At 45.2% G+C, this 19,459-nt stretch carries 19 protein-coding genes; 10 read left to right on the top strand and 9 right to left on the bottom strand.

The genetic code is table 11. The features are described from left to right. Positions 1–18: 18 nt before the first annotated feature. Positions 19–1,176 (bottom strand): acyl-CoA dehydrogenase family protein, encoded by a 1,158-nt coding sequence (locus ABXT70_RS06625; RefSeq protein WP_443642385.1) that lies wholly within the window; start codon positions 1,174–1,176, stop codon positions 19–21. A 58-nt stretch (positions 1,177–1,234) separates the two neighbouring features. Next, positions 1,235–2,413, bottom strand: a complete 1,179-nt coding sequence (locus ABXT70_RS06620; RefSeq protein ID WP_443642384.1) for a thiolase family protein — start codon at positions 2,411–2,413, stop codon at positions 1,235–1,237. A 110-nt stretch (positions 2,414–2,523) separates the two neighbouring features. On the opposite strand from ABXT70_RS06620, the gene ABXT70_RS06615 reads away from it, so the two are divergent. The 8 genes from ABXT70_RS06615 (at position 2,524) to ABXT70_RS06580 (ending at position 12,218) form a co-directional block, all read left to right on the top strand. After that, entirely contained in the window at positions 2,524–2,925 is a 402-nt protein-coding gene (locus tag ABXT70_RS06615) for a MerR family transcriptional regulator (protein WP_443642383.1), read from the top strand. Next, a complete protein-coding gene (locus tag ABXT70_RS06610; RefSeq protein ID WP_443642382.1) occupies positions 2,922–4,091 on the top strand; it encodes an isovaleryl-CoA dehydrogenase in 1,170 nt (389 codons plus the stop codon). Before ABXT70_RS06615 ends, ABXT70_RS06610 begins: the two co-directional genes overlap by 4 nt. 1 nt (position 4,092) lies before the next feature. After that, positions 4,093–5,700, top strand: a complete 1,608-nt coding sequence (locus ABXT70_RS06605; RefSeq protein WP_443642381.1) for a carboxyl transferase domain-containing protein — start codon at positions 4,093–4,095, stop codon at positions 5,698–5,700. Positions 5,701–5,714: 14 nt separating this feature from the next. Next, positions 5,715–6,524, top strand: coding sequence for an enoyl-CoA hydratase-related protein (locus ABXT70_RS06600; protein ID WP_443642380.1), 810 nt, complete (start codon positions 5,715–5,717; stop codon positions 6,522–6,524). Between the two features lie 5 nt (positions 6,525–6,529). Further along, positions 6,530–8,455 carry an acetyl/propionyl/methylcrotonyl-CoA carboxylase subunit alpha gene (locus tag ABXT70_RS06595; protein ID WP_443642379.1) on the top strand — a complete coding sequence of 642 codons (1,926 nt, stop codon included), beginning with the start codon at positions 6,530–6,532 and terminating at the stop codon, positions 8,453–8,455. 2 nt (positions 8,456–8,457) lie between these two features. After that, the gene (locus ABXT70_RS06590) at positions 8,458–9,375 is read left to right on the top strand and encodes a hydroxymethylglutaryl-CoA lyase (protein WP_443642378.1); all 918 of its coding nucleotides are present in this window, start codon (positions 8,458–8,460) and stop codon (positions 9,373–9,375) included. A 98-nt stretch (positions 9,376–9,473) separates the two neighbouring features. Beyond that, on the top strand, positions 9,474–11,435 hold the full coding sequence (locus ABXT70_RS06585; protein WP_443642377.1) for an acetoacetate--CoA ligase: 1,962 nt from the start codon (positions 9,474–9,476) through the stop codon (positions 11,433–11,435). A gap of 9 nt (positions 11,436–11,444) precedes the next feature. Further along, positions 11,445–12,218 (top strand): class I SAM-dependent methyltransferase, encoded by a 774-nt coding sequence (locus ABXT70_RS06580; RefSeq protein ID WP_443642376.1) that lies wholly within the window; start codon positions 11,445–11,447, stop codon positions 12,216–12,218. A 10-nt stretch (positions 12,219–12,228) separates the two neighbouring features. Here ABXT70_RS06580 and ABXT70_RS06575 read toward each other — a convergent pair whose 3' ends face one another. Then, complete coding sequence (locus ABXT70_RS06575) at positions 12,229–13,071, bottom strand: DMT family transporter (RefSeq protein ID WP_443642375.1); 843 nt, start codon at positions 13,069–13,071, stop codon at positions 12,229–12,231. A gap of 9 nt (positions 13,072–13,080) precedes the next feature. After that, positions 13,081–13,602 carry a hypothetical protein gene (locus tag ABXT70_RS06570; protein WP_443642374.1) on the bottom strand — a complete coding sequence of 174 codons (522 nt, stop codon included), beginning with the start codon at positions 13,600–13,602 and terminating at the stop codon, positions 13,081–13,083. Positions 13,603–13,712: 110 nt separating this feature from the next. On the opposite strand from ABXT70_RS06570, the gene ABXT70_RS06565 reads away from it, so the two are divergent. After that, a complete protein-coding gene (locus tag ABXT70_RS06565; RefSeq protein ID WP_443642373.1) occupies positions 13,713–13,928 on the top strand; it encodes a DUF1289 domain-containing protein in 216 nt (71 codons plus the stop codon). Here the strand turns inward: ABXT70_RS06565 and aceK are convergent. Further along, on the bottom strand, positions 13,925–15,661 hold the full coding sequence (gene aceK / locus ABXT70_RS06560) for a bifunctional isocitrate dehydrogenase kinase/phosphatase (RefSeq protein WP_443642372.1): 1,737 nt from the start codon (positions 15,659–15,661) through the stop codon (positions 13,925–13,927). The genes ABXT70_RS06565 and aceK overlap by 4 nt on opposite strands. A gap of 9 nt (positions 15,662–15,670) precedes the next feature. Beyond that, entirely contained in the window at positions 15,671–16,471 is an 801-nt protein-coding gene (gene tcdA, locus ABXT70_RS06555; RefSeq protein ID WP_443642371.1) for a tRNA cyclic N6-threonylcarbamoyladenosine(37) synthase TcdA, read from the bottom strand. Positions 16,472–16,573: 102 nt separating this feature from the next. Here tcdA and ABXT70_RS06550 point away from each other — a divergent pair, with 102 nt between their 5' ends. Continuing rightward, on the top strand, positions 16,574–17,191 hold the full coding sequence (locus tag ABXT70_RS06550) for an IMPACT family protein (protein WP_443642370.1): 618 nt from the start codon (positions 16,574–16,576) through the stop codon (positions 17,189–17,191). A 31-nt stretch (positions 17,192–17,222) separates the two neighbouring features. Here the strand turns inward: ABXT70_RS06550 and ABXT70_RS06545 are convergent, their stop codons facing one another. From ABXT70_RS06545 to dbpA, 3 genes are all read right to left on the bottom strand, one after another. Further along, on the bottom strand, positions 17,223–17,561 hold the full coding sequence (locus ABXT70_RS06545) for a zinc ribbon domain-containing protein YjdM (RefSeq protein ID WP_443642369.1): 339 nt from the start codon (positions 17,559–17,561) through the stop codon (positions 17,223–17,225). A gap of 66 nt (positions 17,562–17,627) precedes the next feature. Beyond that, positions 17,628–18,008 (bottom strand): hypothetical protein, encoded by a 381-nt coding sequence (locus ABXT70_RS06540; protein WP_443642368.1) that lies wholly within the window; start codon positions 18,006–18,008, stop codon positions 17,628–17,630. Position 18,009: 1 nt separating this feature from the next. Continuing rightward, complete coding sequence (dbpA, locus tag ABXT70_RS06535) at positions 18,010–19,398, bottom strand: ATP-dependent RNA helicase DbpA (protein ID WP_443642367.1); 1,389 nt, start codon at positions 19,396–19,398, stop codon at positions 18,010–18,012. Between the last annotated feature and the right edge of the window lie 61 nt (positions 19,399–19,459).

Here is a 19,459-nt window from a genome sequence, read left to right as displayed (position 1 = left end):
AATAGCTAAGAAAAGCAGTTATAAAATAGCTTGGGAATCTTTAAGTAATATGCGCCTGGCAATAATCACTCGCATTATCTCATTGGTGCCTTCTAAAATGCGATGTACTCGGCTGTCTCGCAAGTAACGCTCCATAGGGTATTCTTTAATGTAACCGCTACCGCCAAAGCACTGCAGTGCTTCATCACACACCTGATAGCCAATGTCTGTGGCGAAGCGTTTGGCCATGGCGCAATAAGTGGTAGCGTCTGGGTGTTTGTTATCTAGTTTAAAAGCTGCCAAACGCACCATCTGACGGGCAGCTACAAGCTCGGTATTCATGTCGGCAAGCTTAAACTGTATGCCTTGAAAAGCCGCGATAGGCTTGCCAAACTGCTTTCTGTCATTCACAAAGGCCAAGGCCTCAGTTAGGGCTTGTTGCGCAGTACCTAAGCCTACGGTGGCAATATTGATACGACCGCCGTCTAAGCCTTGCATAGCAATGGTAAAGCCATCACCTTCATTACCTAATAGGTTTGTGGAAGGCACACGCACCTGATCAAAACTCACCATGCGTGTCGGTTGTGCGTTCCAACCCATTTTTTCTTCTCTGCGCCCAAAGCTAATGCCGGCACTGTCTGAATCCACTATAAACGCCGAAATACCTTTAGCACCAGGTTCACCGGTGCGGGCCATTACAACTAATACTTCTGTTTCGCCAGCACCAGAAATAAAGATTTTATTACCAGTAATGACATATTCATCGCCTATTTTTACCGCCTTGGTCGTCAGCGATGCCGCATCAGAACCTGCATTAGCTTCTGTAAGGCAATAGGACGCTAACCACTGGCCACTAGTGAGTTTTTCACCATAGAGTGCTTTTGCTGCTTCGGAGGCATTGGCTGACACCATCCATGTAGCCATGTTATGTATGGTCAACATGGCTGTGGTAGTGGTGCAGCCCATGGCTAGCTGCTCAAAAATAAGTGATGAGTCTAACCGAGACAAGCCCAAACCACCCATTTCTACGTCGCTGTATAACCCACAAAAACCTAACTCTCCTGCTTGTTTAAGCGTGGCTTTAGGGAAAATAGCTTCTGCGTCCCACAAGGCAGCATTGGGAGCTAGCTCGTTGGCGGAAAACTGTTGAGCCAGATCTATATAGGCAATTTGGTCTTCATTCAAATCAAAGTTCATGTTTATTCCTAGTTAAACTTATCCTGTACCCACGTCAACGCTAGGCACCTGGTGGTCGCTAAACAAGCTCTATAGCAACCGCAGTTGCTTCTCCACCACCGATACACAGTGCAGCCACACCACGTTTCAGACCTTTATTCTTTAACGCCGTCATCAAGGTAAGAATAATGCGAGAGCCGGTAGATCCAATAGGATGCCCCTGAGCACAAGCGCCGCCATATACATTCACCTTACTAGCATCTAATCCAAGCTCCTGGGTTGCTAGCATGGTTACCATGGCAAAGGCTTCGTTGATTTCAAACAGGTCTACATCGTCAACTTGCCAATCTAATTTGCTCAACAAGCCCTGAATCGCTCCAATAGGTGCAATGGTGAATTCATCAGGCTCGCGGGCAAAGCTTTGCACGCCAAGTATGCGAGCCATAGGGGTTAAGTTGTTTTGAGCCACTGCATCAGCACTAGCAAGCAAAAGGGCCGACGCGCCATCAGAAATTGAGCTAGCATTAGCAGCAGTGATAGTACCGTCCTTTTTAAAGGCTGGGCGTAAATGTGGAATTTTGTCGATACGGGCCTGACCAGGCTGTTCATCGATGGTCGCGGTAGTTGTGCCCCTTCGAGTGGTCATTTCTACGGCTTCAATTTCGTTTTCTAACACGCCATCCGCTATTGCTGCATTGGCCTTAGATAATGAATTGATAGCAAAGTCATCCATAGCCTCACGAGTTAAACCAAATTCATCGGCTGTGGCTTGAGCGAAGCTGCCCATCAGGCCGCCTTTATAGGCGTCTTCTAAGCCATCAAGAAACATATGGTCTAGCATTTGCCCATGGCCCATACGCAAACCTTGGCGCACTTTAGGCAATAAGTAAGGAGCGTTGGTCATGCTTTCCATGCCACCACATACCATAATGTCCGCAGAGCCCGCTTTTATAGCATTAAAGCCCATGATGGTGGTTTGCATGCCAGAACCACACATTTTGTTTACCGTAGTGCATGGTGTATTTTTTGCAAGCCCTGCGCCTAAGGCGGCTTGGCGAGCTGGCGCCTGACCTTGGCCTGCCGCTAATACGCAGCCCATATACACTTCGTTCACCTGTTCTGGTGCTATGTTTGCTCGTGTTAAAGCGCCCTTTATTGCCACCGAACCCAGCTGTGATGCGGTTTGACTTGCAAGGCTACCATCGAGGCCTCCCATTGGCGTGCGACTGCCACTGACGATGTAGACGTATTGACTCATTTGAAGGCTCCAATAAAAGCGAATTAAACAGAATAAACATTTTGCTTGACCTTTACGTCAACGTCAACCAAAATATGTAGCAATAGATTAATAACTAGGGCGCATTATCCATGTCACCCACCACATTCACAATTAGCGAATTGTCGAAAGAGTTTGTCATTACAACTCGCAGCATACGTTTCTACGAAGACCAAGGCCTGCTATCACCAAAGCGTGAAGGCCAGAAACGCATTTACTCTAACCACGACAGAACCTGGTTGAAGCTGATACTGCGTGGCAAGCGACTAGGTCTTACCCTGGCTGAAATCAGCCAAATTCTAGACCTTTACGACTCGTCCTCCACCAACAATGATCAGCAATTAATTGTTTTTATTGAAAAAATTAAAACTAGAAAAATGGCATTACAACAACAGATGGAAGACATCAAAGCTCTAGAAGATGAACTAAATGCCGCGCAAGTGCGCTGTACTAACGCCCTTTCTAGCAATCAATCCTTGGAGACTCATGCATGATAAGCACTTACACCAGCCTCAATTTTGACCTAGGCGAAACCAATGACATGTTACGAGAGCAGGTTAATCAATTTGCTGCTGCTGAAATTGCTCCTTTAGCCCAGGCTACAGACCAAGATAATGAGTTCCCTAATGAGCTGTGGAAAAAAATGGGTGACATGGGTTTGTTAGGCATTACCTGTGATGAACAATATGGTGGTGCTGGCATGGGTTATTTGGCCCACAGTATCGCCATGGAAGAGATTAGTCGTGCTTCAGCAAGTATTGGTCTAAGCTATGGTGCCCACTCTAACCTTTGTGTCAACCAAATCCATCGCCATGGTACAGACCAACAAAAAGCCACATATTTGCCTAAATTAATTAGTGGTGACCATATTGGCGCCCTTGCCATGAGCGAACCTGGCGCTGGTTCAGACGTAGTAAGCATGCAGCTTAAAGCTGATTTAAAAGGCGATAAGTATGTACTAAATGGCAACAAAATGTGGATCACCAATGGCCCAGACGCCAACACCTACGTTATCTACGCAAAAACAGACATGTCAGCTGGCGCTAAAGGCATTACCGCATTTATTGTAGAGCGAGACTATGTAGGTTTTAGCCGTTCTCCAAAGCTAGATAAGCTAGGCATGCGTGGTTCCAATACCTGTGAATTAGTATTTATCGATTGTGAAGTGCCTGTAGAAAACATTCTTGGCCAGCTAAACGGCGGTGTACGAGTGCTAATGAGTGGCCTAGATTATGAGCGAGTTGTGCTTTCTGGCGGGCCGTTAGGCATTATGCAGGCTTGTATGGATATAGTCGTACCCTACGTGCATGACCGTAAACAGTTTGGTCAGGCCATTGGTGAGTTTCAGCTAGTGCAAGGCAAGTTAGCCGACATGTACACACAAATGAACGCGGCTAAAAGTTATGTTTATAATGTGGCAAAATCTTGTGACCGTGGTGAAACAACGCGTAAAGACTCTGCTGGCACTATTTTGTATTCTGCCGAACTAGCCACAAAAATGGCACTAGATGCTATTCAGCTTTTAGGTGGCACTGGCTACACTAACGAATGCCCTACAGGAAGGCTTTTACGTGATGCGAAGCTTTATGAAATTGGTGCTGGCACCTCAGAAATCCGCCGTATGTTAATAGGGCGCGAACTATTTAACGAGTCGCACTGATATGGCTACGTTATCTAGCAGCATTAACACCCAAAGTGACGAGTTTAAAGCTAAGTCTGACGCTATGCAGGTGTTGGTAGACGATCTAAAGTGCCAAGTTGGAAAACTGCAACTAGGCGGCGGTGAAGCCTATCAAGCCAAGCATTTGGGTCGTGGAAAGATGCTACCGCGCCACCGAATAGATGCTCTGCTTGACCAAGGCTCGCCCTTTTTAGAAGTAGGCCAATTGGCTGCCCATGAAGTGTATGACGTGGCAGTGCCTAGTGCAGGTATTATTTGTGGTGTGGGTTTAGTGAACGGCCGTTATTGTATGGTTATCGCTAACGATGCAACTGTAAAAGGTGGCACCTACTTTCCGTTAACGGTAAAAAAACACTTACGCGCGCAAGACATCGCCTTGCAAAACAATCTTCCATGCATTTACCTAGTAGATTCAGGTGGTGCAAACTTACCGCAACAAGATGAGGTGTTTCCAGACAAACTGCATTTTGGGCGTATTTTTTACAACCAAGCCACTATGTCTGCTCAAGGCATTCCCCAAATCGCTGTAGTTATGGGCTCTTGTACTGCTGGCGGTGCATATGTGCCCGCTATGGCAGATGAATCAATTATTGTAAACCAACAAGGCACTATATTTTTAGCTGGCCCACCGTTAGTGAAGGCAGCCACAGGTGAAGAAGTGAGTGCTGAAGAGCTGGGTGGCGCAGACACCCACTGCCGTGTATCAGGTGTGGCTGACCATTATGCGCAATCAGATGAGCACGCGTTATTGATAGCTCGTCAGTGCATTGCCAATTGCCCCAAAACCGCAGGCAATCCTTTGCTGCGTAAACCCAGTGCACAGCCTCGTTACTCTTGCGATCAGATTTATGGCGTGGTGGGTACAGACCTGCGTAAGCCATTTGATGTGCGCGACGTGATAGCACGGATAGTGGACGACTCCCAGTTTGATGAATTTAAAGCTTTATATGGCACCACATTAGTGTGCGGCTTTGCTCACATTGATGGTTATCCTGTAGGCATCGTCGCCAATAATGGTGTTTTGTTCTCTGAATCAGCCCAAAAAGGTGCTCACTTTATAGAGCTGTGCTGTCAGCGACAAATTCCTTTGGTATTCTTGCAGAACATCACAGGTTTTATGGTAGGTAAAAAATACGAAGCCGAAGGCATCGCTAAACACGGTGCAAAAATGGTGATGGCAGTTGCTTGCGCTAAAGTACCTAAATTCACCGTTATTATTGGCGGCAGCTATGGTGCTGGCAACTATGGCATGTGTGGTCGTGCCTTTGAACCTAATTTTATGTGGATGTGGCCTAACGGTCGGATCTCTGTAATGGGAGGAGAACAGGCTGCCGGAGTTTTGACCCAAGTAAAACGAGATCAACTTACCGCTCGTGGTGAAACCTTTAGTGATGCAGATGAACTAGCGATGCGTGAGCCAGTGCTTAACCAATATGAACGCCAGGGACACCCATATTACGCCAGTGCGCGTTTATGGGATGATGGCATTATTGATCCAAAGGACACCCGTGCAGTACTCAGCTTTGCTCTGGCTACTGCCCTCAATAAACCCGCCCAAGAAACGCGCTTTGGCGTGTTCCGCATGTAACTTAAGGTGTCAACATGAACCCATCACCACAGTGGTTAACATCTGAACTGAGCCAGTCTGGTATCGCTACTATCACTCTCAACAGGCCAGATAAACACAATGCATTTGATGACCAGCTAATTGAGCTGTTTATCGTACAATTACAAAGCTTGGCAATCGATGCAAGGGTTCGAGGGCTAATCCTTACCGGCACCGGTAAGAGTTTTTCAGCAGGTGCAGATTTAGCTTGGATGCAGCGCATGGCAGAATACGACGAAGCCACTAATATAGCAGACGCTGAGCAATTGGCTCTGTTGATGCAACTGTTAGATAGTTTCCCTAAACCTACCCTAGCCCTTGTTAATGGTGCAGCTTTTGGCGGCGCCGTGGGACTCATCGCCTGCTGTGATAGTGTAATTAGTGCCAACAGTGCGTCTTTTTGCTTTAGTGAAGTACGCATTGGACTCATCCCTGCCGTCATCAGTCCATTCGTAATCAACAAAATGGGTATGTCATGGGGCCGTCACCTCATGACCAGCGCCATAGTATTTACCGCAAATCAGGCCCACACATACGGTTTAGTGCATCAAGTAGTTGCACTAAACGACCTACACAGCGCTAGAGAGCAATGGGTTTCAGTGACATTGGGCAATAGCCCAGACGCAGTCACACACATCAAACAGCTACTGCAAGTGCTTAACACCCACTCACCTATTGCAAAGGATAACTTAACAAAAACTACAGCGCGCACCACCAAAGCCATCGCCAATAGTCGTGTGAGCCTGAGCGGCCAAGCCGGCTTAAAGGCTTTTTTAACTAAATCCCAAGCCCCATGGAAACAGTGAAGCCTATGTTGAAGTCTGTATTGATCGCCAATCGTGGGGAAATAGCCTGCCGCATAATGCGCAGTGCCAAAGCAATGGGTATGCGTACCATAGCCGTTTATTCAGACGCTGATGCCAACGCCCTCCATGTACAAGAAGCTGATGAAGCCTGGCACATTGGCCCTGCAACGGCGACGGACAGTTATTTGAGAGGCGACAAAATATTGGCCATTGCTACTCAAACTAGAGCTGACAGTATTCACCCAGGGTATGGCTTTTTGTCAGAGAATGCAGACTTTGTTGCAGCATGTCAGGCTCATAACATTGTATTTATTGGCCCAGATGTACCCGCCATCGAACAAATGGGCAGTAAGAGCGCCGCAAAAATTATTATGACTGAAGCTGGTATCCCTCTTGTGCCTGGCTACCATGGCGCTAACCAAGAAGATGAGGTGCTGCAACGTGAAGCTGATCAGATGGGTTACCCTTTGCTGATAAAGGCAGTGGCTGGCGGCGGTGGCAAAGGCATGCGTGTGGTTAATAACAGTTCAGAGTTCCTCACCCACTTAGCCGGTGCAAGGCGTGAAGGTTTAGCTAGCTTTGGTAATAGTGATGTATTAATAGAAAAATACCTTATCGCCCCACGCCACGTAGAAATTCAAGTCTTTTGTGACCGTCATAGTAATGGCATTTATCTTGGTGACCGGGACTGCTCGGCACAACGCCGGCACCAAAAAGTAATTGAAGAAGCGCCCGCACCTGGCCTATCTGATGACTTGCGTCAAAAAATGGGCACCACAGCTGTGGAAGCTGCCCAAGCCATCCAATATGTGGGCGCAGGCACTGTTGAGTTCCTACTAGACAGTGATGGCTGTTATTATTTTATGGAGATGAATACTCGTTTACAGGTTGAGCATCCTGTGACCGAAATGGTGACCGGAGTCGATTTAGTCACGTGGCAGCTTAAGGTGGCTGCAGGAGAGCATTTACCACTGTCTCAAGACCAAGTGTGCCTCTATGGGCACTCCTTTGAAGCCCGCATCTATGCTGAAGATCCAACCCAAGATTTTCAGCCTTCTACAGGCCGTATAGTGCATCTGCGCACTCCCACAACAGATGACTCTATCCGTATAGATACTGGCGTAGGTGAAGGCGATGAAATTAGCCCGTTTTATGACCCCATGATTGCCAAGTTGATCGTTTGGGCTCCAAGCCGTGCGCAGGCCTTAGCCAAACTAGACCTTGCGCTGCAGGACTATCATTTAGAAGGTATTCATACCAACATCGATTTTTTGCGACGCCTCGCGACATTAGATGAGTTTGCCGATGCGATTTTACATACGGGCCTTATCGAGCAACACCAAGACTACCTTATGGCACCTTCTTTGCAAGACGAGAATATAATTCTAGCCATGGCAGGGTTTGTCTTTGGCCAACAGGCCCAAAACCAATATGGCGAATTGACAGGGCTTAGGCTTAATCAGTTGAGTCTAAATTACTCTTGGACCTTGGAGGTTGAGTACTTAAATGACACCATTGTGATACCGACGAACATTGAAGGTGAGCTGAACACAGATTATTTGATATTACAGCACGCGGGTGGCCAACATAAGGCTGGCTATTGTTTAAACGGTGATAGACTGTGCTTATTTACCCCCCAGGGTAAGGCTGTAGTGACCGTTAAAACGCCTAGAATTGATGATTTTGTGGCTAACAATAAATCCAATACTGGAGGCATTAAGGCTCCTATGAATGGCAGCCTCATTGCTTGTTTTGTAACCAATGGGCAACAGGTTTTAGATGGAGAAGCTTTGATGGTAGTAGAAGCCATGAAAATGGAACATACCATCACAGCGCCCAATGCAGGCCTAGTTGGTGAAATCTATTTTAAAGTCGGCGACTTAGTGGACGCCGATTCTCAGCTTTTAGAACTCATTAACGAGGACGCATAAGCATGACGTTTAAAGCTGCAAGACCCATAACAAAACAGGTAAAAGTTGTGGAAGTAGGTCCCCGTGATGGTTTACAAAATGAATCAGGCCCGATGCTTGGTGCTGCAATAAAATCCACCCTCATTAATCAACTAGCAGCAGCCGGCCTTACCCATATTGAAGCAGCTGCATTTGTGCACCCTAGGTGGGTGCCACAAATGGCCAATAGTGCTGAAGTGATGCAACTTATAACACGTCATAACCACGTCTCCTATAGTGCCCTCACACCCAACATGCAAGGGTTAGAGCGAGCCTTAGAAGCCGGCGTTGATGAAGTTGCCGTATTTGGTGCCGCAAGCGAAAGTTTCAGCCAGCAAAATACTAACTGCTCCATTGCAGAGGCGCTAACACGCTTTGAACCCGTGGCTAAAGCGGCCCTAGACGCTGGCATAAAAGTACGAGGCTACGTATCCGTGGTGGTAGACTGCCCCTATGAGGGAGTGGTTTCACCAAGTGCAGTTGCACAGGTTGCCGAGCAATTAATACAAATGGGCTGTTACGAGGTATCCCTAGGCGATACCATCGGTTCGGCCACACCAGCACGGATGTTGGACATGCTTAACGCTGTTAGTCAAAATATCCCAGTATCTCAACTTGCAGGCCATTGCCACAATACCTATGGTCAAGCCTTGGCTAACGTATTGTGTATGCTTGAAGCAGGTGTAACCACGTTTGATAGTTCTGTAGCTGGTTTAGGAGGCTGCCCTTACGCCAAAGGCGCCAGTGGTAATTTAGCCACAGAAGACTTGGTGTATATGCTGCATGGTTTAGGCATACATACTGGTATTCAACTAGATAGATTAGCCCGTGTTGGCCAATCTATTAGCGACTTATTGGGCCGCCCTAACGGTTCACATGTGGGCCAGGCAATGACGTTTTAATCTGGTCGATTTTAATCAAGTTAATGTTGCGTTTATTGATTTAAATTGGCAGCTAATTTAACATTGTGCACCCTCAGTTTTATACTTAAAGGATCAGTATGACGCAGCCTTTGTGGCAACCTAGCCAAAGCCGTATTGAACAGACTAACCTATGGCATTTTATACAATCTGTTAATGCCTCGCATCACCTTAATATTACTGATTATCATCAATTACACCAGTGGAGCATTGATCATAGCGATCTGTTTTGGGACCAAATTTGGCACCAGTGTGGCATTCAATCAAGCCACAAAGGCAGTGTGATTATTGAACATGACAACAAGATGCCTGGCGCCAAATGGTATCCAGAAGCCAAGTTAAATTTTGCAGCAAACCTCCTTAAATTTCGTCATGACTCTACCGCTCTTATTTTTTGTGGTGAAGACGGTGCACGTGAAGAAATTAGTTATGCCCTGCTGTATCAGAGAGTGGCGGCGCTGGTAGGTGGTTTAAAGAAGTATGACATTAAACCTGGTGACCGTATTGCAGGGTTTATGCCTAATGTCATCGACTCCATAGTAGCGATGTTAGCCACAGCTAGTTTAGGTGCGGTATGGAGTTCATGCTCACCTGATTTTGGCATTAATGGTGTACTGGATCGTTTTGGCCAGATAGAACCTCGCCTACTGTTTACTACGGATGGCTATTACTACAACGGTAAAACATTAAACTCACTAGAACGAGTGGCAGGTATCGCTGCTTCACTACCATCCATTGAGACTATTGTAGTGTGTGACCACGTCACTCAAGCAGCAGACTTAAACCTGCTACATAATGCTGTACCAAACAAAGCCATACACCTTAAAGACTTTATCGATGTGAATGCTACAGAGATTGAGTTTGTAGATTGTAGTTTTGATGATCCTCTATACATTATGTATTCATCGGGTACTACAGGCGTGCCTAAGTGTATAGTTCATGGCATTGGCGGCACCTTGTTACAGCACAACAAAGAGCACTTTTTACATACAGACGTGAGCCCCGTGGATGTAATGTTTTACTACACTACATGTGGCTGGATGATGTGGAATTGGCTAGTGAGCGGTCTATCCTTAGGCTGCACAGTATTGCTCTATGATGGGTCTCCTTTTAAGACGCCCAGTATTCTTATGGACATGGCAGAAAGAGAAAAGGTCACCATTTTTGGTACTAGCGCAAAATACATTGCTGCCATTGAAAAGGCGGGAGTTAAGCCTGCTCAAAGCCATAACTTACAGCACCTAAAAAGCATTCTTTCCACGGGTTCTCCCCTGTCCCATGAAAGTTTCGATTACGTTTACCGAGAGGTTAAGCGGGATGTATTGCTTGCCTCTATTTCCGGTGGCACAGACATTGCTTCTTGCTTCGCTTTAGGCTGCCCTATTCTTCCTGTTTATCGCGGCGAACTTCAATGTCGTGGCTTAGCAATGGCGGTAGATATATTTGACGATGAGGGAAAATCCTTGCGCCAGACCAAGGGTGAGTTAGTGTGCAGTGCGCCGTTTCCTTCCATGCCTATCTATTTTTGGCAAGATCATGATGGTAAAAAATACCATGATGCCTACTTTGACCAATTTACCAATGTCTGGGCCCATGGCGATTATGGTGAAATAACTCAACACGGTGGTGTCATTATCCATGGTCGATCCGATGCAGTGTTGAATCCTGGTGGTGTGCGTATTGGCACAGCGGAAATCTATCGCCAAGTAGAAATCATTGAAGATGTATTAGAGAGCATTGTTGTTGGTCAAAACTGGCAGCATGACGTGCGCGTTATTTTATTTGTTGTTTTACGGCCAGGACGGGTACTAAACGAGGCTTTAATCCGCACCATTAAGCAGCAAGTGCGCGCCAATACAACACCACGCCACGTACCTGAAAAAATAATACAAGTCAGCGCTATTCCACGCACCATCAGCGGTAAGATTGTGGAACTTGCCGTACGTAAAGTCATTCATGGTGAAGAGGTTACAAACAAAGATGCTTTGGCTAATCCTGAGGCATTAGACTTATTTGTTAACCTTTCTGCCCTTTCGAGTTAATCATATTCCATGCTAAGTAAATTATCGTTATTACTTGGAAATAGCTCATCTAGAAACTGGAAAATAGAAGATTTTTCAGGTATTGACCAATTACATCTGGGGGGCATTCCTGCAACGCTTGCACTGCTTGATTGGCTACCTAGCAGTGCTAAGGACGGCTTAGATATAGGTTGTGGCCTAGGTGGCACTAGCCGGCTATTGTCCGCTACACGCGATTGCAATATGTTAGGGTTAGATCTTAATCACCAATACATTGAAGCGGCGATGCTGCTCAATAAAAACATTCACCCCGAACCAAGCTGCCAGTTTGTAGTGGGCAACAGCCTAAATCTACCTTTCCCAAAGCACAGTTTCGACTTTGTGATCAGCCAACACGCCTCCATGAACATTGATCAAAAAGAAACCTTACTGAAAGGCTTATACAGAGTACTTAGGCCCCAAGGCCACCTATTAATTCATGAAATCATGTTACAACAACAAGCCACTGAGAGTAACGTGCTTTATCCTACACCTTGGGCCCACGAAAAGAATGACAGCCACTTGTGCCATTGGCATACATTTAAGGATTTAGCGTTAGCTATAGGATTCAAAGTGGACAATTTTGAGGATAATACAGAGGCTGCACTGACTTGGATACGTCAAACCCGTCAGCAGAAGCTAAAACCGCCATTTACACCACCCTTAGCATTGGGACCCAGTGCAGCAGTTATGAGCACCAACGTATTGAGCAATATAGAAGCAGGCTATTTAACGGTCGTAAGTGCCCGTTTATGCAAACCATAGACGGTGCTAGCTAAGCAGCCTCTTTAATACGCCAGTGATTAACCAGGTTAGCCAGCAGCATAATGACACCTCCAAAAATCACCGACACTTCGACAGCTTCGCCATAGAGCAACATCCCTATAGTGGCAATAATTGGTAAGCGTAAAAAATCTAGAGTAATTACCACACTTACGTCCGCCAGTTGCATAGCCCTAAACATACAATAATGTGCAGACAAGCCAGTTAACGCCACAGCCATGACCCAAGGCCACATCCATGGTTCTGGCATAGTCCAATCAGCGCCAGCCATCAGTGCACCTAAAGGCAACTGAATTAAGGTCATGTAAAACACGAGGGTAAGCGGATGTTCAGTGGTGAGCAGCGACTTGCTTAGAATAAAGGTAATAGCGAAACACAGTGATGCAATTATCATCACTAGGCCGCCAACATCTAGAATTTGGATACCTGGCTTCACAATCACCACTACACCTATCAAACCTAGTGTGACAGAAGCAAACTTGCGTCGAGTGATAACTTCGCCAAGGAATATAGCGGCTATAATTAACACCCATAAGGGCACTGTAAATTCTATTGCAAAAACTTCCGCCAAGGGCAGCAAACCGATACCCACAAGCCAACTAAACTGGCCAATAAAGTGAAACAAGTTACGCCAAAAATGAGTTTTAGTGCGCTGGCTAAACATTAGCGTAGGCCGTTTGATAACATTCATAATGATCACCAGAAGCACAAAGCCGACCATGCTACGAATGGCTAGTAATTCAAACTTATCAATCTGACCATCTAACTCACGGGCAGCGATGGCCATGAGGCAAAATGAGGCGATAGCGCCCAACATCCACAAAACAGTGCGCATGGTCGTTTCCTATAAGTGGCGGTAGGAAGATTTAGGTAGTTCTGGATTCACTAACCCAGTGCCGGCATCCATGGCTACCAAAATGTGCCATCCTGTGGCTATTGCACCCCAAAAAAGGCCAACCACAACACCTGCATCCATTATCGGCCGCCAAGGCTGAGGTAGATTTACAGCAATGGTCACAAATAATAACACCATGATAAGAATGCTGTAGGAGACAATGATACGTTTCTTCGAGGCATAGATGAAACCCATAGCATATAGCGGCGCAAGAGCCACTAACCAAAACTTTGGATTTTGTTGCAGCCATATTAAACGGGCAGCAACACGGGGCGAGAATGCTTTTTGGAAACCGTTATAACCTTCAGAATAAGCCATAAAAATAACCCACGTCAGCAAAGCCAACCAATGCCAAATATCTGCAGGGTAAAGGAAGAATTCTAACGCAATGGTAGACAGGCGCACTACAGAAGCCATCAGCAAGCCTATGACACCAATACTGCCCCAAATGAATCCAATACGACCTAACATGAACAATTAACCTAAACCCAAAAAAGAGGCAGCATTCTAACACACAGGTCTTTCCTGTGCGCCTAAGGAGGGCCATAATACCAGCTTGAATATTAGCTAGACTCATTCCTATGCGCCGTCGACCACGCCCTATCCGTAACATCGATCACTCAATTCCCTCGCCTTGTATTAAAGTCTGTCAATTTCATACCGACCACCTAGTTTGTAAAGGTTGTTACCGCAGCCAAGATGAAGTGAGGAACTGGATGATTATGAGTAAAGAGGACAAACTAGCAAGTCTTGCCCAAGTGAAGCTTAGGCAAGCCAAAGCTCAAGGTTTGGATTAGGCCGATAAAAAACGTTTCTTGCGACGATATGGAAATACGTCTTTAACCTGGCCATCTTCAATAGCCCTCTGTAGCGACTGCCAATAGTCGGCATCAAAAATATCGCTATGTATTTGACGAAATATTTTGGCAATACGAGGCCTGCCAGCTAAAAACACATGAAACTCCTCTGGGAACACATCATATGGCCCTACAGAATACCATGGCTCGCTAGCGAGCTCTTGTTCGGGGTACATAGGTTCTGGAATTTTGCGAAAATTACACTCCGTTAAATAACAAATCTCATCGTAGTCGTAAAACACCACACGGCCATGACGAGTGACACCAAAATTCTTAAACAACATATCCCCAGGGAAAATATTTGCTGCGGCGAGTTGTTTTATAGCATTACCATATTCATCAATAACGTCATATAACTGATCATCACTTGCCGTATCAATATAGATATTCAGCGGTATCATGCGGCGTTCAACGTAGAGTTGCTCAATCACCACGTATTCATCCACAATTTGAATCATGCTTGGCGCTACAGCGAACAGCTCGTCAATTAACTCTTGAGAAAAACGGTGTTTGGCAAATGCAAAGTGCTTAAATTCTTGGGTATCAGCCATGCGCCCTACCCGGTCATGAACTTTTACCAAGCGGTACTTTTCTTTCACCACAGCCTTAGTCATGGCCTTTGGTGGAGCGAACTTATCTTTAATGATTTTAAACACAATATCTAACGAAGGCAGGGTAAATACACTCATCACCATGCCTTTGATACCAGGGGCAATAATAAACTGATCCTCAGATTCGTCCATATGCTGAAGATAGTCACGCATAAATACAGACTTACCGTGTTTAAAAAAACCTATATTTGTATAAATTTCTGCCAAAGGTTTAGCAGGCAATATTTGCTGCAAAAAGCCTACAAACTCTGCCGGTACTGGGGCTTTCACCATAAAATATGAACGGGTAAAACTAAAGATGATGCTCACGTCATCAGAATCTGTGATTAACGTATCTGTATAAATACCATGATTTTCATCGTTCAACAAAGGGACCACAAAAGGTTGACGATGATCTGGGTTTACCAACTGCCCTACCAAATAGGCACCTTTATTTCTGTAAAATACAGACTTTAATATCTGTATCCGCGTATCTGCACTAATAGCCATACGGAAATCAGTGTTTTCTTTGATATTACGAACTAGATTAACAACATCTAAGCGTTTGTTAACATAAGGTATGTCAAAGCAATAGTCATCTAGAATTTGACTTACCATGCTTGTAACACCCTTATTAGCATCATATTCACAGTACATATCTTGCGCTAATACTTTAGGTGCTGCATCAGTAGAACTAAACAAAAACATACGTTGTTCACGTAAAGCGCGATGACGAAAGGTGCGGCAAAATATAGAGTTATAAAAGGTTTCAGCCATCTCTGGGTCTGTGCGCTGGGGCATCAGCTGTTCAAATTTAGCTTTAACAACTACCCAATCCCGTGCTTTTTCTTGGCCAATATTTTCGTCACTTCTATATTGATCTAGCCTTTTGGTTACTTCGTTAACCATTTCGCCATATAGGTCAATTCTCTGCATACCGCTTGCTTGAACCTCTTGCCATAAGGCCTTCTCAAAACGCCGTTTCGCACCAGATGAAATTTCTTCAAATTGAACTCTATACTCGGTAAAACCGATATCCATAATTTGAGCAATTTGACCTGCTTGTTTGCTATTTAACGGCATGACAGTCCTCTATAATTCAGATTGAAGGCGTTGATATTTAGCAACAATCTTATCTAAGACACGAGCTACGGCAATAAAACCAAAGGTGCCTGTGACAAAACTCACGGCACCAAACCCGCGGCTGCAGTCCATTTTAGCACCTGCCACATTAGCGCTCTTAGCCCAGTCTACACTTCCGTCGGGTTGCGGGTAATGCAGCTGTTCTGTTGAACACACACACTCAATACGAAACCGGCTTTTAAGATTTTTACTAAAGCCGTATTGGTTGCGTAACACGGACCTTAATTTGGCGGCTAATGGATCCACCCTAGTCATGGCTAGATCAACAATTTTAACTTGCCTAGGATCTCGTTGGCCACCTGCCCCACCAATAGTGATAATAGGTAAGCGGTGGTGTTTACACCAAGACACCATCATAGCTTTGGCCTTGATTGAATCGCAGGCATCAATGACGTAGTCGTAGCCTCTGTCTAAACACGCTTCAAGGTTATTTTCACCAACAAACTCTTCGATCAAATTGACTTTACAATGAGGGTTAATGTCCTTAATTCGCTCAGCCATTACCTTAATTTTAACTTGGTCAACTGTGGAGAGTAATGCCACCAATTGACGATTAATGTTGGATTCGGCCACATCATCCATATCAATCAAGGTGATCTCGCCTACACCAGAACGAGCAAGGGCCTCAGCCACCCATGTGCCCACGCCACCAATGCCCACAACACAAATATGTGACTTACGAATCGCAGTGTAACTGTCAACACCATATAATCTTTCGACGCCGTCGAAACCTTGTTGTTCTTGAGTCATTAATTAAATTGCATGTCTGTGAAACTTAGAGGTATTGTACCTGCTTGTAGCGGTATACAAGTGAATTTTGAAGATATTTAGACAATAAACTTAAGGCCTATTTTGAGCTACCAAATTCCACAGTTAGATGGCAAGGACCTAGAACTGACTCTTGCAATAAAGAATAGCCACTTCATCGCCAATTTGCGCCATACGGTTGGTCGAGACGAAGGTGATGTTCATTTAAAGGATATGCGCAAAAAATACCCCGATGCCAGCCACCATTGTTGGGCTGTAGTAGCAGCAGCGCCTGAAAATAGCACCTTTTGGGGTTTAAGTGATGCTGGAGAACCTTCTGGAACCGCTGGAAAACCTATGCTACAAGTACTAAGCCATTGTGGTATTGGTGAAGTGAGTGTGGTGGTCTGCCGTTATTTTGGAGGCACTAAGCTTGGTGCTGGCGGGTTAGTAAAAGCCTATTCTGAGGCCGTAAAGCTTGTCGTAGAAGCTTGCCCTCGGAAGATCAAACGTCAACTTAGCCACATTAAGTTAACTTGTCCCTATGACCTTAGCGGTCGCATCGAGCATTTATGCCAAAAACACGAGGCACTTATTGATGAGCGAATATACACCGACGACCTCACCCTAGCCTTGGTCATACCCATCGAAAATGTTTCAGCCTTAAAAAAAGATCTTGGCCCCATGCCTCTCGCAAATATCCTGCCAACACAAGACAAATAATTTGCTATTAAACTTAGTTTAGAGACGGCAGTTACTGTTTCTTAACAAACTTGGACTTTAGCTTCATAGCCCCAACACCTGAGATTTTGCAATCGATGTCGTGATCTCCATCTACAAGGCGAATACCCTTCACCTTTGTACCTACCTTAACCACTAAAGAAGAGCCTTTAACTTTAAGGTCTTTGATCACAGTAACTGTGTCGCCATTCTGCAAAAGGTTACCGTTACTGTCACGAATTTCTTTGCTATCTGTATCATCGTCAGAACCATCCATCGACCATTCATTGGCGCATTCTGGACATACGTATTGAGCACCATCTTGGTAGCTGTATTCGGAACTACATTTTGGACAGTTAGGTAAGGCAGACATATTAATATCTCAGAAAATATGAAGGAAATGACGAAGTGAGTCAAACATGACAACAATAGTCCAATTCTACAAACGCCCTTTAAGCAGTTTGTAATGCCTAAATTGTAATGCCCCCATGGCAGCAGTGTACATGGCAATCACAAACGTCACTCTTATACCCATTGGATCAATAATAACTGCCCCGGCACTTATTAGTATGACAGTGAGCAAGGTCCAACCGTAGCTGCCTAGAACAAAGAAAAATACCTCATGGGGTTGAATTTTCTCACGCAAGGATGCAACTAAAAGCAGCATGCCATTAACCACTAAAATAATGCCAATGGAGTGCATCAACATGGTTTTTTCAGTGCCTAGTAGCAGATTAACTGCATCGGTTTTAAGTAACATCACTAAACCGAATAGTAAAAAAGACGCACTGTTAATGCGTAACAACAGATTTAAACTCATACTAACCTCGTAAACGTCTAACTTTAAAATTACGGCCTTTAAGCTTGCCTTCACTCAACTTATTGAACGCAGTGTTACCATATGCTTGCGCCACGGCCACATAGGCCCATTGGTCACCCACCTGTATGCGGCCTATTTCCGAACCTGGAATACCATCAGCCCCCGTTAACGCTCCAACAATATCTCCTGCTCTTACCTTTTGTTTTTTGCCGCCACCAATTTGAATGGTCACCATTGATGGGGAAAACGCAGGTTGGCGTAACAAGGATATGGGTGGTAAGTCGTCGCGCTCAAGCTTTTGTTTTAAGTAATCTTCTAACAAACCCACTTTGTGGTTTTCTTTTTGTGTATGTAAAGTGCAGGCAATACCTTGAGCACCAGCACGACCTGTCCGGCCAATACGATGTGTATGCACTTCTAACTCGCGAGCAATTTGATAATTAATCACCAAATCTAGGGCTTCAATGTCCAAACCACGGGCTGCAACATCCGTAGCCACCAAGACAGAGGCACTACGGTTAGCGAAACGCACCAAGGTTTGATCCCGTTGTTTCTGCTCTAAATCACCATGTAAGGCCAAGGCTTCATAACCTGCCGTACGCAACTCATTGGCCACTTGGTCAGTTTCAATCTTGGTATTACAAAAAATGAGCGTAGTCTCAGGTTGATGAGCTTGTAACAACAAACGCACTGCATCTATGCGTGCGTCATCACTTTCTACCTGATAAAGGGTTTGTGCGATGCTTTGTTTACTGTGGCTATCCTGTACTTCCACAGTGACTGGCGACTGCATAATTCGTTGTGCAGTCTTTTCAATCTTGGGAGGGTAGGTAGCGCTAAACAACATCGTTTGCCGTTGTTTAGGCATGTAGCTAATAATGTCATCTAAAGCCTGCTGAAAACCCATATCCAACATTCTATCAGCTTCATCTAAAACCAGAGTCGTGAGGTCATCAAGATTAAGGTTAGCTTTACGTAGGTGCTCTTCTACACGACCTGGCGTGCCCACAATAATGTGTGCGCCATGCTCCAAAGAGCCTACCTGCGGCCCAAAGGCCATGCCACCACATAGAGTAAGCACCTTAATGTTATGTATGCCACGGGCAAGTTTACGTATTTCTACCGCCACCTGATCCGCCAACTCTCGGGTTGGGCATAACACCAAGGTTTGTACCCGAAAACGTTTTACGTCAAGTTTATTGAGCAAACCTAAAGCAAAGGTAGCTGTTTTACCAGAGCCAGTTTTGGCCTTAGCAATGACATCTTTATTAGCCAGAATAGGTGGCAAAGCTTGCGCCTGAATCGGCGTCATTTCTGAGTAACCTAAGCTTGCAAGGTTATCTACTAAGGCCAAATTTAAGTCTAAACTGGCAAAATCATATTGTGACAAAGGATTTCTCGTATGTTGTTTTCGGAGCAAGGCAGCAGGATAGAGTGCTAAAAGCACAGAC

The sequence above is a fragment of the Candidatus Njordibacter sp. Uisw_039 genome, assembly GCF_047730075.1.
Classification (GTDB): domain Bacteria; phylum Pseudomonadota; class Gammaproteobacteria; order Pseudomonadales; family Balneatricaceae; genus Njordibacter.
The sequence above is the reverse complement of the archived record's forward strand: the minus strand, read 5'-3'. Positions and strand labels throughout refer to the sequence as shown.

Coding starts and splice junctions, on each gene's coding strand:
- ABXT70_RS06570 (WP_443642374.1), bottom strand. CDS start 13,602: ATGTTAGGTCGTATTGGATTCATTTGGGGCAGTATTGGTGTCATAGGC.
- ABXT70_RS06565 (WP_443642373.1), top strand. CDS start 13,713: ATGCGCCGTCGACCACGCCCTATCCGTAACATCGATCACTCAATTCCC.
- ABXT70_RS06540 (WP_443642368.1), bottom strand. CDS start 18,008: ATGAGTTTAAATCTGTTGTTACGCATTAACAGTGCGTCTTTTTTACTA.
- ABXT70_RS06580 (WP_443642376.1), top strand. CDS start 11,445: ATGCTAAGTAAATTATCGTTATTACTTGGAAATAGCTCATCTAGAAAC.
- ABXT70_RS06585 (WP_443642377.1), top strand. CDS start 9,474: ATGACGCAGCCTTTGTGGCAACCTAGCCAAAGCCGTATTGAACAGACT.
- ABXT70_RS06600 (WP_443642380.1), top strand. CDS start 5,715: ATGAACCCATCACCACAGTGGTTAACATCTGAACTGAGCCAGTCTGGT.
- ABXT70_RS06575 (WP_443642375.1), bottom strand. CDS start 13,071: ATGCGCACTGTTTTGTGGATGTTGGGCGCTATCGCCTCATTTTGCCTC.
- ABXT70_RS06620 (WP_443642384.1), bottom strand. CDS start 2,413: ATGAGTCAATACGTCTACATCGTCAGTGGCAGTCGCACGCCAATGGGA.
- ABXT70_RS06595 (WP_443642379.1), top strand. CDS start 6,530: ATGTTGAAGTCTGTATTGATCGCCAATCGTGGGGAAATAGCCTGCCGC.
- tcdA (WP_443642371.1), bottom strand. CDS start 16,471: ATGACTCAAGAACAACAAGGTTTCGACGGCGTCGAAAGATTATATGGT.
- ABXT70_RS06605 (WP_443642381.1), top strand. CDS start 4,093: ATGGCTACGTTATCTAGCAGCATTAACACCCAAAGTGACGAGTTTAAA.
- ABXT70_RS06610 (WP_443642382.1), top strand. CDS start 2,922: ATGATAAGCACTTACACCAGCCTCAATTTTGACCTAGGCGAAACCAAT.
- aceK (WP_443642372.1), bottom strand. CDS start 15,661: ATGCCGTTAAATAGCAAACAAGCAGGTCAAATTGCTCAAATTATGGAT.
- ABXT70_RS06625 (WP_443642385.1), bottom strand. CDS start 1,176: ATGAACTTTGATTTGAATGAAGACCAAATTGCCTATATAGATCTGGCT.
- ABXT70_RS06545 (WP_443642369.1), bottom strand. CDS start 17,561: ATGTCTGCCTTACCTAACTGTCCAAAATGTAGTTCCGAATACAGCTAC.
- ABXT70_RS06590 (WP_443642378.1), top strand. CDS start 8,458: ATGACGTTTAAAGCTGCAAGACCCATAACAAAACAGGTAAAAGTTGTG.
- ABXT70_RS06615 (WP_443642383.1), top strand. CDS start 2,524: ATGTCACCCACCACATTCACAATTAGCGAATTGTCGAAAGAGTTTGTC.